This window comes from Microbaculum marinisediminis (assembly GCF_025397915.1).
GTDB classification, from domain to species: domain Bacteria; phylum Pseudomonadota; class Alphaproteobacteria; order Rhizobiales; family Tepidamorphaceae; genus Microbaculum; species Microbaculum marinisediminis.
Genome location: NZ_JALIDZ010000007.1, coordinates 52,447 through 67,192, shown reverse-complemented (window position 1 = coordinate 67,192; position 14,746 = coordinate 52,447). Strand labels below are relative to the sequence as shown.

Annotated in this window: 12 protein-coding genes; 5 read left to right on the top strand and 7 right to left on the bottom strand. The window is 66.9% G+C overall.

The window, feature by feature from the left end:
* Positions 1–82: 82 nt before the first annotated feature.
* On the bottom strand, positions 83–1,126 hold the full coding sequence (locus MUB46_RS15790) for an NAD-dependent epimerase (protein WP_261616897.1): 1,044 nt from the start codon (positions 1,124–1,126) through the stop codon (positions 83–85).
* Between the two features lie 8 nt (positions 1,127–1,134).
* Positions 1,135–2,415, bottom strand: a complete 1,281-nt coding sequence (locus MUB46_RS15785; RefSeq protein WP_261616896.1) for a nucleotide sugar dehydrogenase — start codon at positions 2,413–2,415, stop codon at positions 1,135–1,137.
* A gap of 200 nt (positions 2,416–2,615) precedes the next feature.
* Here MUB46_RS15785 and MUB46_RS15780 point away from each other — a divergent pair, with 200 nt between their 5' ends.
* Genes MUB46_RS15780 through MUB46_RS15760 form a run of 5 tightly spaced genes read left to right on the top strand, consistent with a single transcriptional unit; the run spans position 2,616 to position 9,239 of the window.
* The gene (locus MUB46_RS15780) at positions 2,616–4,493 is read left to right on the top strand and encodes an ABC transporter ATP-binding protein (protein WP_261616895.1); all 1,878 of its coding nucleotides are present in this window, start codon (positions 2,616–2,618) and stop codon (positions 4,491–4,493) included.
* Between the two features lie 16 nt (positions 4,494–4,509).
* A complete protein-coding gene (locus MUB46_RS15775) occupies positions 4,510–6,420 on the top strand; it encodes an ABC transporter substrate-binding protein (RefSeq protein ID WP_261616894.1) in 1,911 nt (636 codons plus the stop codon).
* 13 nt (positions 6,421–6,433) lie between these two features.
* Positions 6,434–7,459: an ABC transporter permease gene (locus MUB46_RS15770; RefSeq protein ID WP_261616893.1), complete on the top strand. Its 1,026-nt coding sequence runs from the start codon at positions 6,434–6,436 to the stop codon at positions 7,457–7,459.
* Positions 7,460–7,475: 16 nt separating this feature from the next.
* Positions 7,476–8,636 (top strand): ABC transporter permease, encoded by a 1,161-nt coding sequence (locus MUB46_RS15765; protein ID WP_261617119.1) that lies wholly within the window; start codon positions 7,476–7,478, stop codon positions 8,634–8,636.
* 15 nt (positions 8,637–8,651) lie between these two features.
* Positions 8,652–9,239, top strand: a complete 588-nt coding sequence (locus MUB46_RS15760) for a class I SAM-dependent methyltransferase (RefSeq protein WP_261616892.1) — start codon at positions 8,652–8,654, stop codon at positions 9,237–9,239.
* On the opposite strand, the gene MUB46_RS15755 is transcribed toward MUB46_RS15760, so the two are convergent.
* The 5 genes from MUB46_RS15755 to MUB46_RS15735 are packed head-to-tail and all read right to left on the bottom strand — an operon-like array spanning position 9,214 to position 14,732.
* A complete protein-coding gene (locus MUB46_RS15755) occupies positions 9,214–9,990 on the bottom strand; it encodes a polysaccharide deacetylase family protein (RefSeq protein ID WP_261616891.1) in 777 nt (258 codons plus the stop codon). The two genes, MUB46_RS15760 and MUB46_RS15755, sit on opposite strands and share 26 nt — an antisense overlap.
* On the bottom strand, positions 9,987–11,147 hold the full coding sequence (locus MUB46_RS15750) for a glycosyltransferase family protein (RefSeq protein ID WP_261616890.1): 1,161 nt from the start codon (positions 11,145–11,147) through the stop codon (positions 9,987–9,989). The genes MUB46_RS15755 and MUB46_RS15750 overlap by 4 nt, the downstream gene beginning before the upstream one ends.
* Complete coding sequence (locus MUB46_RS24285) at positions 11,147–12,271, bottom strand: glycosyltransferase family 4 protein (protein WP_315902750.1); 1,125 nt, start codon at positions 12,269–12,271, stop codon at positions 11,147–11,149. The genes MUB46_RS15750 and MUB46_RS24285 overlap by 1 nt, the downstream gene beginning before the upstream one ends.
* A complete protein-coding gene (locus MUB46_RS15740; protein ID WP_261616889.1) occupies positions 12,268–13,503 on the bottom strand; it encodes a glycosyltransferase family 4 protein in 1,236 nt (411 codons plus the stop codon). Before MUB46_RS15740 ends, MUB46_RS24285 begins: the two co-directional genes overlap by 4 nt.
* Before the next feature lie 11 nt (positions 13,504–13,514).
* Positions 13,515–14,732, bottom strand: a complete 1,218-nt coding sequence (locus MUB46_RS15735; RefSeq protein WP_261616888.1) for a glycosyltransferase family protein — start codon at positions 14,730–14,732, stop codon at positions 13,515–13,517.
* Positions 14,733–14,746 lie beyond the last annotated feature (14 nt).

Below are 14,746 nucleotides of genomic sequence, written 5' to 3'. Positions count from 1 at the left end.
GACTGTCCGCTGGATTGCCGCGTATGGCAACCACTACGCGAGGGCAGCGGGCTCGGATCACCGCCTTCGAGACGGAAGGCGGTCAGCCGCCGTAATAGGCGCGGTACCACGCGACGAAACGGGCGATGCCCTCGTCGAGCGGGGTCGCCGGACGATAGCCGACGGCGGCGGAGAGATCGGTGACGTCGGCGGCGGTGGCGCGCACGTCGCCGGGCTGCATCGGCTGGTAGTCGCGGACCGCCTTCCTGCCCAGGGCGCCCTCCAGCGTGTCGATCATCTCCTCCAGGCCGACCGACCGGTCGTTGCCGATGTTATAAAGCCGCCACGGCGCCGGCGCGGTGGCGGGATCGGGCGTGTGACCGTTCCAGGCCGGATCGGCGACGGGGGGATGGTCGGCGATGCGCACCACGCCTTCGACGATGTCGTCGATATAGGTGAAGCTGCGCCGCATCCTACCTTCGCCGAACACGGCGATCGGCTCGCCGGCGAGGATCGCCCTGGCGAACAGGAACAGCGCCATGTCGGGACGGCCCCACGGGCCGTAGACGGTGAAGAAGCGCAGGCCCGTCGCGGGAAGGTCGAACAGGTGACTGTAGGAATGGGCCATCAGCTCGTTGGCCCGCTTGGTCGCGCCGTAGAGACTGACGGGATGGTCGGCCGGCATATGCTCGCCGAACGGCTCCGCCGTCACGGCGCCGTACACCGAGCTCGACGAGGCGTAGACCAGATGGCGCACGCCATGGTGGCGGCAGCCCTCCAGAACGTTGACGAAGCCGGCGACGTTGGCGCTGACATAGTCCTGGGGGGCATGCAGCGAATGGCGCACGCCGGCCTGGGCGGCGAGATGGATGACGAGGTTCGGCTCGTGCGCCTCGAAGATGACCGCCATCTCCTTGCGGTCGGCGATGTCGGCCCTGCGGAAAACGAACCCGTCGAATTTCGCCAGCTCGGCGAGACGGGCGCGTTTCAGCTCCGGATCGTAGTAGGCGTTGAGATTGTCGATGCCGACCACGCGCCGTCCGGCTTCCAGATAGCGCCGCGCCACGTGGTAGCCGATGAACCCGGCCGCCCCCGTGACGAGGATGGGACGGTCGGCAAAGGCCGCTGCGGGCAGGGTCGCTTGCATGACGACGTTTACAGACTCCAGTAGGTGACGCCGGGCGGCATGTCCGCCGGCTCCACGGCCGATGTGATGTCGACGAACAGACCACCGTCGCGCAGCGCACCGAGCAGACGGCCGCGCCCCGCGTCCAGGTAGGACCGGTGCGGCGCGGCCAGGATCAGCGCATCGAGATCGCGTAGCGCCTCGTCCGGCGACAGTTCGAGCCCGGTCTCCTCGGCGAAGGCGCCCGCGTCGGCGAGCGGATCGTTGAGAAGCACCCGGGCACCGAAGGCGGCAAGCTCGCGGGCGATGGCCGGAACCCGGCTGTTGCGGGTGTCGGACACGTCCGGCTTGAAGGTGACGCCGCAAATGGCGATCCGCGCCTCGGACAGAGCCATGCCGGCACGCGACAGCCGCCGCGCCACCTCGCCGGCGATATAGGCGCTCATGCCGTCGTTGATGCGCCGACCGGCGAGGATCATCTGCGGATGGTGGCCGGCGGTCTCGGCGCGCGCGGCGAGCCAGTAGGGGTCGACGCCGACGCAATGGCCGCCGACCAGCCCAGGCCTGAAGGGCAGGAAGTTCCACTTGGTCTCGGCGGCACGCAGCACCTCGGCGGTGCGGATGCCGAGCCGGTTGCAGATCATGGCGAGCTCGTTCATCAGCGCGATGTTGATGTCGCGCTGCGTGTTCTCCAGCACCTTCGCCGCCTCGGCCACCGGAATTGATCCGGCGCGGTGGACCCCGGCGGGCACCACCGACGCGTAGGCGCGCGCGACACGCTCCAGCGTGTCGGCGTCCTCGCCGGCCACCACCTTGACGATCGACTCGAAATCGTGGGCGGTGTCGCCGGGATTGATGCGTTCGGGCGAATAGCCGAGGAAGAAGTCGACGCCGCGCCTGAGCCCGGAGACGGATTCGAGCAACGGTCCGCAGACCTCCTCGGTGGCGCCGGGATAGACCGTCGACTCGAAGACGACCACCGCGCCCTTCGACAGATGCCGGCCGACCGTCTCGCAGGCGGCCCGAAGCGGGCCGAAGTCCGGACGGCGATGGTCGTCGATGGGGGTCGGCACCGCGACGACGACGAAGCTCGCCCCGCGCAGGTGCGTCGCATCCGTGGTGAAGGTCGCGCGGGTAGACTGAAGATCGGCGGGATCGACGTCGCCGTTGGCGTCGTTCCCCGAAACCAGGTCGTCGATACGGCGCGCCTCGCGATCGAAGCCGATCGTCCCCTCGTAGCGACGGGCGAAAGCCAGAAGCACGGGTAGGCCGACATAGCCCAATCCGACAACCGCTATGCGTTCTTCCATCTGTTCCCGTCTGCCGAAATTCACGCGAAATCGGGCCGAGGGATCGCTCCTGGCAAGGAGCGGCGGCACCGCGCCGCATCACTAGAGCATGTAGCGGCGGACGAACAAGTGTGCAGCCAGCATCTGCGACCTTTTCATTCCGTGGCAAACCACCGTAACATCCGTCGGCTACAAAGGCATTGTCGCGGGGGACTCAAGGCGTGAGCATTCTGTCGGTCGAGGATCTGACGATCGACTTCAAGTCGATGGAAGGCGGCTTGCGGGCCGTCGACCATGCAAGTTTTTCCATCGCGCCGGGCCGCACGACGGCACTCGTGGGCGAGTCGGGCTCCGGGAAAACGGTCATTTCGCAGGCGATAATGGGAATCTTGCCCGCGTCGGCAAATATCACCGACGGTCGCATCCTGTTCAACGATCCCTCGGACGCGGACATCACGGATATCGCCAAGCTCGATCCGGGCGGGCGCAAGATGCGCGATCTCAGAGGCAACCGAATCGCCATCGTCTTCCAGGAGCCGATGACATCGCTGTCGCCGCTGCATACCGTCGGCGACCAGATCGGCGAGGCGGCCCGTCTCCATCTGGGTCTGACCGGCGCGCAAGCACGCGCAGCCACGCGCGACATGCTGCGGCTCGTTCAGTTTCCCGATCCGGAACGAGCGCTGGACACCTTTCCCTTCGAGCTGTCGGGCGGCCTGCGCCAGCGCGCGGTGATCGCCATGGCCCTCATTTGCCGTCCCGCGCTTCTGATAGCCGACGAACCGACGACCGCCCTGGACGTCACGATCCAGGCCGAGATCCTGCGGCTGATGAACCAGTTGCAGTCCGAGCTCGGGATGTCGATCCTCCTGATCACCCACGATTTCGGCGTCGTCGCCAACATGGCCGAAGACGTGGTGGTGATCTATCGCGGCCGAATCATGGAGTCGGGGCCGGTCGACGAGATCTTCCACAATCCGCAGCACCCTTATCTCAAGGCGCTGCTGCACGCGGTTCCGCGTTTCGACATGAAGCCCGGCGAGCGGCTGGTGCCGCTGCGCGAGATCAAACCGGAGACGACCGGGCACCTGATGAAGCCCCGCGAGAGCTCCGGCAAGCTCGGCGAGCCGATCATGGTCGTCGACCGGATCTCGAAGAGCTTCACGCTGCGTAGCGGCGGCCCGTTCCGCCCGCCGCGAACGGTGAAGGCGCTCGACGCGGTGAGTTTCACCGTGAAACGCGGCGAATGCCTCGGCCTCGTGGGCGAATCGGGCTCCGGCAAGACCACCACCGCCATGGCCATGCTCAAGGCGCTCAAGATCGACCAGGGCCAGATCCTCTACGACATGAACGGAGACGCCGCGGGCGGCATGCGCGACATCGCGACCCTGCAGGGCGAAGAGCTGATGCAGTTTCGGCGCGCGATCCAGGTCGTGTTCCAGGATCCGTTCTCCTCGCTCAACCCGCGCATGACGATCTACGACATCCTGTCGGAGCCCTACATCATCCACCAGACGTGCGGGGTTCAGGAACGCAACGAACGGATCGCCGAACTGATGCGGCTCGTCGGCCTCGACGAGAAGCATCTCGGCCGCTATCCGCATTCGTTTTCCGGTGGACAAAGGCAACGCATCGGCATCGCCAGGGCGCTGGCGCTCGGACCGGAGGTCATCCTTTGCGACGAGCCGGTGTCGGCCCTCGACGTTTCGGTGCAGGCCCAGATTCTCAACCTGCTCAAGGACTTGCAGGAAAAGCTCGGGCTCACATACGTGTTCGTCAGCCACAACCTGGCCGTCGTCGACTACATTTCCGACCGCATCGCGGTGATGTGCCGGGGCATGGTCGTCGAACTGGCGGACAAATCCTCGTTGATCAGCGATCCGCGGCACCCCTATACCCAAGCCCTGCTGGCGGCCGTGCCCGAACCGAGCCTCGACAACCTGCTCGATTTCGAGGCGTTGTCGGCCGGACGCGCATCGGACCCGCGGGCATGGCCGGAGCCGTTCAGTCCGCGCCCGGGGCCGGCGCCGGAACTCACGGAGGTCGCCCCTGGTCATTTCGTTCTCGCCCCCGGACTTACGCAAGTCGCGGCGGCCTAAAAGGGAGACACGTCGGATGTGGAGTCGCGTCGGATCGCTCGCTGCGATATTGGCCTGCTCTTTCGCTCTTTCGGCCGGAGGGGCGCATGGCCTCGAGCTCAAGGAAACGGAGACCCTTGGTCGTACCCATGATGTATCGACCCTCCCGCCTGTCGCCGAACGGCTGCCGAAACAGCCGCTGGTCGTCGACCTGAAGGCCAAGGGTCGTGAGCCGGGCACGCCTGGCGGCGATCTGGAGACGTTGATCGGCCGGGCCAAGGATGCCCGCCTGATCAATGTGTGGGGGTATGCCCGGCTCGTCGGCTACGACGACAAGCTCAACATCGTTCCCGACATCCTGGAGAGCGTCGAGGTCGAGGACGACAGGGTCTTCACCCTGCGGCTGCGCGAGGGCCACAAGTGGTCGGACGGCGCGCCGTTCACCTCGGAGGACATCCGCTACTGGTGGGAGGACATCGTCGGCGAACCCTCGCTCACGCCGGCTGGCCCCGCGCCCTTCATGATGGTCAACGGCAAAGCGCCGGAATTCGAGGTGGTCGACGAAACGACGGTCCGCTTCACCTGGGATGGCCCCAACCCGCTGTTCCTGCCGACGCTGGCCTCGGCCAGCCCGCCGTTCATCTATCGTCCGGCGCACTATCTGAAGCAGTTCCACATCAAGTACGGCGACAAGGACGAGATTCAGAAACTCGTCGAGAAGTACCGCGCCTCGAGCTGGGCGGCGGTGCATAACGGCCTCGACGAGATGTACAACGCCAAGAACACGGACCTTCCGACGCTGCAGCCCTGGAAGTTCCAGAGCGACGGCGACGGGCAGCGCTACGTCATGGTGCGCAATCCCTACTATCACCGTGTCGACACCGACGGGCGCCAGCTTCCCTATATCGACCAGGTGATCATGTCGGTGACCGACGGGCGGCTGGTCGCCACCAAGACGCAGGCCGGCGAAAGCGATCTGCAGGCGCGCGGCTTGTCGCTGTCGGATGCCACCGTCCTGAAGCGCGGCGAGGCGGACCAAGACTACAAGACGCTGCTGTGGCCGCTCTCCTATGCCTCGCAGGTGGCGCTCTATCCCAACCTCACCGTCAAGGACCCGATGTGGCGGACGCTCCTGCGGGACACGCGGTTCCGCCAGGCGCTGTCGCGCGCCATCGACCGCGACCACATCAACCGGGCGATCTATCTGGGTCTCGGCACCCCCGGCAACAACACGGTGCTGCCGGAGAGCCCGCTGTTCGAGGAGCGGTTCCGCGACGAACAGGCCGCGCTCGATATCGAGGGCGCCAACGCGCTACTCGACGAAATCGGCCTGACCGAGCGCAACCAAGACGGCATCCGGCTGCTGCCGAACGGCAAGCCGCTGGAGATCATCGTCGAGACGGCCGGCGAAAGCCAGGAACAGCTCGACGTGCTGGAGCTGATCGGCGGCGACTGGAAGAAGATCGGCGTCGCCCTGTTCCCGAAGCCATCGCAGCGCGACGTGATCTTCAACCGCGCACTGTCCGGCGACCTGGTGATGGGCGTCTGGTCCGGTTGGGACAACGGTATCGCCACCGAAGCGATGCCCCCGGACGAGCTTGCGCCGGTACGCGGCGATTCCTCGCTGGTGTGGCCTGCCTGGGGTGACTACTGGGAAAGCCATGAAGCCTCCGGCGAACCCGTCGACTATGCGCCGGCCGAGGAGCTTCTGGAGCTCTACAAGCGCTGGCTGCAATCGGCAACCGCCGCCGAGCGGACAGAGATCTGGAAGAAGATGCTGGAGATCCACGCCCGCGAGACCCTCATCATCGGCACGGTCAGTGGCGTCCGCCAACCGGTCGCCGTGAAGAACAACGTCAAGAACGTTCCGATGAACGCGTTCTACGGCTGGAACCCGGGCGCTCAGTTCGGCATCTGGCGGATGGACGAGTTCTGGATCGACAACTAATCGGACTTACGTGATGCTCGTCTACACCCTCCGACGTATCGCCGGAATGGTGCCGACGCTCCTGGCGATCAGCTTCCTCGTGTTTTTCGTGATCGAGCTGCCGCCGGGGGACTACCTGTCGAACCAGATCGCCCAGCTCAAGGCGCAGGGCGAGGCCTCGAGCGTGGCCCGCCTCGAGTTCCTGCGCCAGGAGTTCGCCCTCGATGAACCGTTCTGGAAGCGCTATCTGATCTGGATCGGCGCCTGGTCCGGCCCGCACGGCTTCTCGGGACTCCTGCAGGGCGACTGGGGGTGGTCGTTCGAATTCGCCCGCCCGGTCGAGGAGGTGGTCGGGCCGACCCTGCTCCTGACCGTCATCCTGAACTTCACCACGGTGCTGTTCGTCTACATCGTGTCGTTCCCGATCGGCATCTATTCGGCGACCCGGCAGTACAGCTGGGGCGATTACGGCTTCACCCTGCTGGGCTATATCGGCCTCGCCACCCCCAACTTCCTGCTCGGGCTTATCATGCTCTATCTGTCGAACCAGTGGTTCGGCCTGTCGGTCGGCGGCCTGATGGCACCGGAGTTCGTCGGCCAGCCGTGGAGCACCGACAAGGTCCTGTCGGTCCTCGCCCACCTGATCATTCCGACCATCGTCATCGGCACGTCGGGCACGGCAGGCATGATCCGCAGGTTGCGGGCCAACCTGCTGGACGAGCTGCACAAGCAATACGTCACGACCGCCCGTTCCAAGGGTCTGGCGGAAACCAGGCTGCTGGTCAAATACCCGATGCGCATGGCACTCAATCCGTTCATCGCCGATATCGGCAACATCATTCCTTCGCTCGTGTCGGGCTCGGTGATCGTCTCGGTCGTGCTCAATCTGCCCACCGTCGGGCCGATCCTGCTCACCGCGCTGCAAAGCCAGGACCAGTTCCTGGCCGGCTTCATCATCCTGTTCGTGTCGGTCCTGACGCTGGTCGGCATGCTCATTTCCGACCTGTTGCTGGCCGTGGTCGACCCGAGGATCCGGCTCGGCGCCGAAGCCGGGCGGTGAGAGGTCGACGATGAGCATGACAGAGGAAAAGCAGCCGCATTTCGTCGACAGCGCGCCGTTCGACCCCAATCGCGTCGAGCCGCCGGATCCCGACCGCGAGCGCTACTATCAGGCCTCGCAGTGGCGGATCGTCTGGTGGAAGTTCAAGCGCCACAAGCTCGCCGTCGTCGCTGGCGTCGTGCTCCTGATCTTCTATCTCACGGTGCCTTTCGCCGAGATCATCGCGCCCTACGGCGCCAACACGCGCCACAACGACTATCTCTATGCGCCGCCGCAGGCCGTGCATTTCTTCGACCAGGGCCGCTTCGTCGGCCCCTTCGTGCGCGGCTACGTCGCCGAGCTCGACATGGAGACGCTGTCCTGGAAGTACAGCCCGGATCCGGCGTCCGTTCTGCCGATCCGCTTCTTCTGCCTCAGCGAGCCCTACAAGTTCTGGGGGCTATTCCCGGGCCGGTTCCATCTGTTCTGCCCGACACCCGGCGAGCCACTGTTCCTGCTCGGCACGGACCGGCTCGGGCGTGACCTGTTCTCCGGCCTCGTCTACGGGGCGCGCCTGTCGCTGACGATCGGCATCATCGGCGTCGCCATCTCCATCGTGCTGGGCATGTTCTTTGGCGGCATCGCCGGCTATTTCGGCGGCTTCATCGATTCCTCGGTGAACCGGATGATCGAGATCCTGCGCTGCATTCCCGAGCTGCCGCTGTGGATGGCGCTGTCGGCGGCCCTGCCGGTGACGTGGAGCCCGATCTGGATCTATTTCGGCATCACCATCATCCTGGGGATGCTGGACTGGCCGGGGCTGGCGCGCGCCGTGCGTTCCAAGCTCCTGTCGCTGCGCGAGGAGGACTACGCCCGCGCCGCCGTGATGATGGGCGCGAAACCGCGGCGGATCATCTCCAAGCACCTGCTGCCCGGCTTCACCAGCCATCTGGTGGCGAGCGCGACGCTGGCGATCCCCAACATGATCCTCGGCGAGACGGCGCTGTCGTTCCTCAATCTCGGCCTGCGGCGCCCGGCGGTCAGCTGGGGCGTGCTTCTCAACGAGGCGCAGAACATTACCATCGTCACGGTCTATCCCTGGCTGATGGCACCGGTTATTCCTGTGATCATCGTCGTGCTCGCCTTCAACTTCCTCGGTGACGGGCTGCGCGACGCCGCCGATCCCTACAAGACCTGACCAGAAGGAAAACCGATGCCGAATGCCGCCACGGGCGACGAGTGGGACGCCGAATATCGCGATGGCCGCTGGGGCTTCCTGCTCGACATCAAGGAGGTCGGACGCACCGGCATCATCACGGCCTGGCTGAAGACCACCGGCACGGGCGCGAGCGTGCTCGATATCGGCTGCGGCGAGGGCATCCTCTATCGCCACCTCGATCCCGCCGTGCTGACCCGCTATGTCGGCGTCGACCTGTCCGAGGAAGCGCTGGCGCGGGCCGGCATCGACGATGAGCGCGCCAGCCTCGTCGCCGCGGATCTGGAATCCTATTCGCCGGCGCCGGGCGAAAAGTTCTCGGCAATCGTGTTCAACGAGGTCCTGCATTTCGCCGAAGACCCCGGCGCGCAGATCGCCCGCTACGTCGAGTGGCTCGCGCCAGGCGGCATCATCGCGGTGTCGATGTACGCGCCCTGGAAGGAGACCGGTGGCGGCTATGCCAAGGTGCGGGCGATGGAACAGGGCACCGACACGGCCGACTGGGATCTGCTCGACGCGCTGGAGCTGAGCAGCCAGGCCAAGAACGTGCGCTGGCGGCTCAGGCTGCTCCGGCCGAAGGCCTGACGCCGAACAGCGCGTCCAGCGCCGGCCAACGCACGGCCGGGTGATCCGTCGCCACCGACAGGAAAAGCTCGATGAACGCGCGGCAGCCGGCGTCGTGGTCGAGATGGTGGGTAAGCAGGCCGAGCGGTTCCGGGGCCGGCCCGCCGCGACGGCCGATTTCCTCTTCGATCACCTTCAGCATCTTCGCATAGCCGGCGAAGACCCGGCCGCCTTTCCAATCGATGATGTCGATATGGGTGTTGATGCAGGCCGGGTCGTCGGCGTGCATCCGCGCGAAGGTGGTCAATCCCTTGAGCCCCGCTTCGCCGCGCCGGGCGGCAACCTCGTCGCCGATCCGGTTCCACGGCGGGGTCAGGACCGGCAGGAAACGGGGCCCGAAGAGATCGTCCAGCTTCCGCCGGCCGCCCGACAGTTCGGCCAGGACACTATCGGCCGGGCGATGGGCGCCGAGTTCGGCGGCCTTCTCGCCCTTGGGGGCATGGTTGCGATGGGCGTAGCCGTGCTGGAAGACGACGGTTGCGTCGGGCTCACTTGCCAGTCTCCCGGCGAGCGCCGGCACGGCCGGCTCCGGGATCACCGCCAGCGCCAGCGGGACGCCATGCCGCCGGGCGGCGTCCAGCAGATCATCGAGTGCCGGCGACGGCATGGTCGCATCGTCATCGCGCCACCAGATATCGATCGTCCGTCCCGCTTCGGCGACGGAATTAAGCAATCCCCGAAGTGCGTCAGCGAAATCCGCGGCCTCGCTCATGCCGTCCGGTTCCTCAAGGTGTCGACCGCATCGATCAGCAGATCCGCAGAGGTTCGCGCACCATCGCGGTCGAGCGTCAGCGCGGCCTTCGGCAGGTCGAGCGCGGCGTCGATGCCCGCCGCGAGCCGATCCGGCGTCATGTCGGCTTCGGGCACCACGGTTGCCAGTCCACGCGCGGCCAGCGCCTCGGCACGTTGCGTCTGCTCGGTCTCGGCGCCGCGCGCGAAGGGCACGAACACCGCCGCGCAGCCGGCGGCCAGAACGTCGACGGCGGTATTGTAGCCGCACTGGGACACCGACAGCCGCGCGCGCTTGAGAAGACCGGGAAAGTCGCGCCGCGCGCGCTCGACGACGATCCCGTCTCCGGCACTCGTCTTCAGGCCGGCAAGCACCAGATCGTCGAGATCCGTCCCGACGAGCACGCGCCAGCGCAGCCGGCCCGCGCGTGCCGACAACGCGCGTGCGGCAAGCGCCGTCTCGAGCAGTGCAGCGCCAACAGCACCGCCGCCGCAGGAGACGACGACTTCGCCGGTCCCGTTACTGTCCGGCGGCTCGGGCGTGTCGGCACCGGTATCGATGTAGCCGGTGTAGCGGATCAGGTCGGCGATCTCGGCGGCGAAGGGGAAACTGTCCTCGAAACGCACGAAGGCCGGATCGCCATGCACCAGCACCAGGTCGCAGGTCGCGTGCGCCCGCTCGGCCATGCGGTGCTCCTTCTTCGCATCGTTCTTGCGCACCAGGATATCGCGGACGGACGCGGCGACGATCGGGCGCGGTACCACGCCCTTCGCCGCCTCCATCAGCGGTTCGAGTTCGAAGGCGAATGCGTTGCGGCCGAAGGGCCAGGTCTCGGTCAGCAGGATATCGGGTCCGGTGTCGTCGAACACGGACAGGAGCCGGTTGCGACGACGCGCCTTCCAGCGATCGTCGACAGGCCGGCCGGCCTCGTCGACCACGGCGGAGAAACGATCATCGGACGAGCGCGCCGCCGGCAATTCGATCACCGAGAAGCCGTTGACGGCGACCGTCGGCGGCACACGATTGCCGGAGACGAGAACGGTCTCGACATCGCGGGCCGCCAGCGCGCGCGCCAGCGCGGCGGCGCGCACGACATGGCCGGTGCCGAGCAGATGCTGAACATAGATCAGCGCCTTCATCAGGCAGCCCCTGCGGCGACCGACCGCCGCGACGCATTGGTGCGGACGGCGGCCTCCAGGATCTGCCCGATGGCGCGCCGCGCGGGCGCGATGTCGTGGTCCGCGCGCACATGCGCCGCGGCCTCCTTGCCGTAGGCGCGCCGCGTGTCGGCATCATCGAGGAGCCGGGCGACGGCGGCGGCGAAGGCGGCTTCATCGCCTTCGGCAACGAGCAGGCCTGTCTCGCCGTCGCGCACGATATCGGGGACGCCGCCGGATGCACCGGCGATGACCGGCAGGCCCGCGGCCTGCGCCTCCAAGAGCGCGATTCCGAAGGCCTCGTTGATCGCCGGCCAGACGAACAGGTCTCCTTCGGCATAGACGCCGGCGATGTCCTCCGGCGCGATGGCCCCGCGCCAGTCGATCCGATCAGGGGGAAACAGCGCCAGGATCTCGTCGCGCCTGGCGCCGTCGCCGGCGATCAGCAGGCGCCAGTCCCGTCTCTCCAGGCGTTCGAGCGCCGCTGCCAGCAGGCGGTAGGAGGCTTCCTTGTCGCCGGCCCGCATCATCGCCACGGCGACCAGCACCGGCGGTTCGCCCGCCCTGGCGCGTCCCGCCGCCGCCTCGAAGCGCGCGGCGTCGATGAACGGCTTGAGGCGGAACAGCCGGCCGGGCTCGAGCAGCGGCATCAGCCCCTCGGCGTCCTCGGCATGCATGGCCGCCACCGCATCGGCGGCCGTCAAGGCCCGGTCGGCCTGGGCGAAGCCGGTCGCCCACGGGCCGGCCGCGTGTTTGGCCGCGCGGCAGCCCTCGATGACGACATAGGGAATGGCAAGCGCCGCGCTCACCGCCGGGCCGATCCAGTCCGGCGCCTTGTGATAGAGGTGGTAGGTGATCCAAAGGTCAGGGGCCTCGTGCCCGGCCCAGGCGGCGAGCAGACTCCGGACCTCGACGTCGGCTTCCGTTTTCAGTTCGACAAACCGGGCTTCGTCCGGCGTGCGCTGCCAGGTCCGCAGCCGGGATGCGATCTCGACCCGGTGCCCCTCGGCCGCCAGCGCCTTCAGGATCAGACGCGCCGTCTCGCGGTCACCGGAGATGACGGGATCGTCCGGCGGCTTCATCGGCGCGTAGAAGGCGATGTTCATGCCGCCTTCCTGGCAAGCTCGGCCTTCAGCATCGCGGTGATCCGATCCAGGCCCGGCTCGCTGGCGAACGTGCTTCGGACACGCTCCTCTCCGGCCCTGGCGAGGCGCGCCCGCTTTTCGGGGTCTTGCGCGAGATCCAGAATCGCCTGCGCCAGCGCCTTCGGATCGCGCGGCGGCACCAGCAGGCCGGTACGGCCATCCTCGATCAGCTCCGGGATCGCCGAGACGGGCGTCGCGATGCACGCGGTACCAAGCGCCTGAGCCTCCATCAGCACATTGGGTAGGCCATCGCGGTCGCCTGACTTGGCGATGCGGCTCGGCAGAACGAACAGGTCGGCATCGAGCATCGCCTGTATCACATCGTCATGGGCGCGGGCGCCGCGAAAGCGGATCCGGTCGGCGATGCCAAGCCTTTCCGCCTGCGCCTTGAGCTTGTCCAGATCGGCACCGCCGCCGATGTGCTCGAAGCGCCAGTCGACGGTGCCGCCGATGCGGCCGAGCGCACGGATCAGGTCGTCGAAGCCCTTCTTCTCGACCGCGCGGCCGACACTCAGGATCGATACGGGCCCGGCGTCGCCGCCATCGTGAACGGCCGGCGCGGCGGCATCGGGAAACCGCGAGAAGTCGAGGCCGTGATAGACGAGACCGACCTTGTCGTCACGGTCGGCCAGACCGCCGAGGTAGTCGCGATTGAAGCCGGTGCAGGTGACGCCCCAGGCGGCATCGGCGAGCTTCTCGCGCAACTCCCATTCCGGCGTCGTCCAGATGTCCTTGGCGTGCGCCGAGAACGACCAGCCGCGACCGGTCAGCAGCGCGGCATAACGGGCGACCGAGGCCGGCGTGTGCAGGTAGTGGACATAGAGCCAACCGACATCGGCCGGCAGTTCGCGGGCGAGCACCTGGGCCTGGCCCCAGCGCCGCCAGCGGTTGACGGTGTTGTCGCGGGCAAGATCGCGCCGAAAGGCCTCTTCGGCCGCCGCATAGTCCGCCAGCCCTTCCGCGTAGCGCCGGCCGGCGCGGACCCGCGCGGGATCGTCCTTGAGGTATTCCGGCAGATAGAGCACCTCGGCGCGAATCTTTCGGTGCATGTCGTGGATCGCCGGATCGGTCGGCCGGCGCAACGAGACGATGAGCACCTCGATACCGCGTTCCTCGAGCCCGAGGATCTCCTGGGCGATGAACGTCTCCGAGAGGCGCGGATAGCCTTTGACGATGACGGCGACGCGGGACATCGATGGCCGGATCAGCGCGCCGCGGCGGTGCGGAGAGTCTTCGTCGCCGCCCGGGATTCGAGTATTTCGGCGACGCGGGCGTTGATCCTGTCGAGGCCGTCCAGCAGCCCGGGAGCGCCGGTTTCCAGCGGCGCCTTCTGGCGCGGCAGCCGCGCCAGAGCACCGATCATCAGGTCGACATCGGGATATTTGTCGATCGGCAGGACGCTCAGGAGACCGGCTTCCTCCGCCTTCAGCGCGCGGATCATCTGCTCCTGGCGCGGCACGATCCGAGGCACCAGCAGCGCCGGGCGGTTGAAAGACAGGATCTCGCAAAAGGTGTTGTAGCCGCCCATGCCGACAACGCCGACGGCCGCCTCCAGGAGCGGCTCCATATGGGCGGTGAAACGCTTGACCTTGACGTCGCGCACCTGATCGGCGCGCTCCATGAACATGGACTGCGAGTTCGAATCCATGAACGGGCCGAGCACGATTAGTGCCGGGAACAGCGGCCGCGTTCGCGCCTCATAGGCGCGGATTACCCAGTCGACCAGCTCCACACCGTCGCCACCGCCGCCGGGGGTGACGAGAATGTAGGGATCCTCGCCGAAAGGCAGCGTATCCGGCGAGCGTGCAAGCTTCGGCTGCTGACTGCGCAGATAGCCGGTGTAGATCGTCTTGTCGTAGACCGAGGGCGACACGCCGACGCCTTCGAGCGGATCGAAGATTTCCCGCAGCCCGAAGATCCAGATGTCGTCGTAGAGATCCTCGAGCGCGGGTTGGGCGCGCTTGCGCTCCCATTCCTCGCGCAGGACGTCGGGATCGTCCATCACGTCGCGCAGGCCCAGGACCAGATGGACGCCACGGCGCTTCAACGTCTCCAGCGTCTGCCGGACCTCGCCGCGCAGGCCCAGGGGCTCCTTGTCGACGATGAAGATGTCGGGATCGAAGACTTCCGCCGTGTGCTCGATGATCGAGGCGCGGATGGCCATGGTGTGCTCGATGTCGATCGGCAGGCTCAGCGAGGTATAGGCGCCGTTGCGCAGCTTGGTGACGCCGGGGACGCGAACGAAATCGACGCGTGTCTTGAATTCGAACGAGCCGATGATCGGCGACCCCGACAGGATCAGGACCGAGGCGTCCGGCATCGAATCGACCAGCGAATGGGCGATCGCCCGGCAGCGGCGCAGATGTCCGAGGCCGAAGGAATCGTGGCTATATATCAGGATCTTCGGCTTCGAGCTGTACATGGTGGCCGAGAGAT

Excerpts from the sequence above, each read along its gene's own strand:
- MUB46_RS15775 (WP_261616894.1), top strand. The coding sequence starts at position 4,510 with ATGTGGAGTCGCGTCGGATCGCTCGCTGCGATATTGGCCTGCTCTTTC.
- MUB46_RS15735 (WP_261616888.1), bottom strand. The coding sequence starts at position 14,732 with ATGTACAGCTCGAAGCCGAAGATCCTGATATATAGCCACGATTCCTTC.
- MUB46_RS15785 (WP_261616896.1), bottom strand. The coding sequence starts at position 2,415 with ATGGAAGAACGCATAGCGGTTGTCGGATTGGGCTATGTCGGCCTACCC.
- MUB46_RS15750 (WP_261616890.1), bottom strand. The coding sequence starts at position 11,147 with ATGAAGGCGCTGATCTATGTTCAGCATCTGCTCGGCACCGGCCATGTC.
- MUB46_RS15790 (WP_261616897.1), bottom strand. The coding sequence starts at position 1,126 with ATGCAAGCGACCCTGCCCGCAGCGGCCTTTGCCGACCGTCCCATCCTC.
- MUB46_RS15755 (WP_261616891.1), bottom strand. The coding sequence starts at position 9,990 with ATGAGCGAGGCCGCGGATTTCGCTGACGCACTTCGGGGATTGCTTAAT.
- MUB46_RS15765 (WP_261617119.1), top strand. The coding sequence starts at position 7,476 with ATGACAGAGGAAAAGCAGCCGCATTTCGTCGACAGCGCGCCGTTCGAC.
- MUB46_RS15770 (WP_261616893.1), top strand. The coding sequence starts at position 6,434 with ATGCTCGTCTACACCCTCCGACGTATCGCCGGAATGGTGCCGACGCTC.
- MUB46_RS15740 (WP_261616889.1), bottom strand. The coding sequence starts at position 13,503 with ATGTCCCGCGTCGCCGTCATCGTCAAAGGCTATCCGCGCCTCTCGGAG.
- MUB46_RS15760 (WP_261616892.1), top strand. The coding sequence starts at position 8,652 with ATGCCGAATGCCGCCACGGGCGACGAGTGGGACGCCGAATATCGCGAT.
- MUB46_RS24285 (WP_315902750.1), bottom strand. The coding sequence starts at position 12,271 with ATGAACATCGCCTTCTACGCGCCGATGAAGCCGCCGGACGATCCCGTC.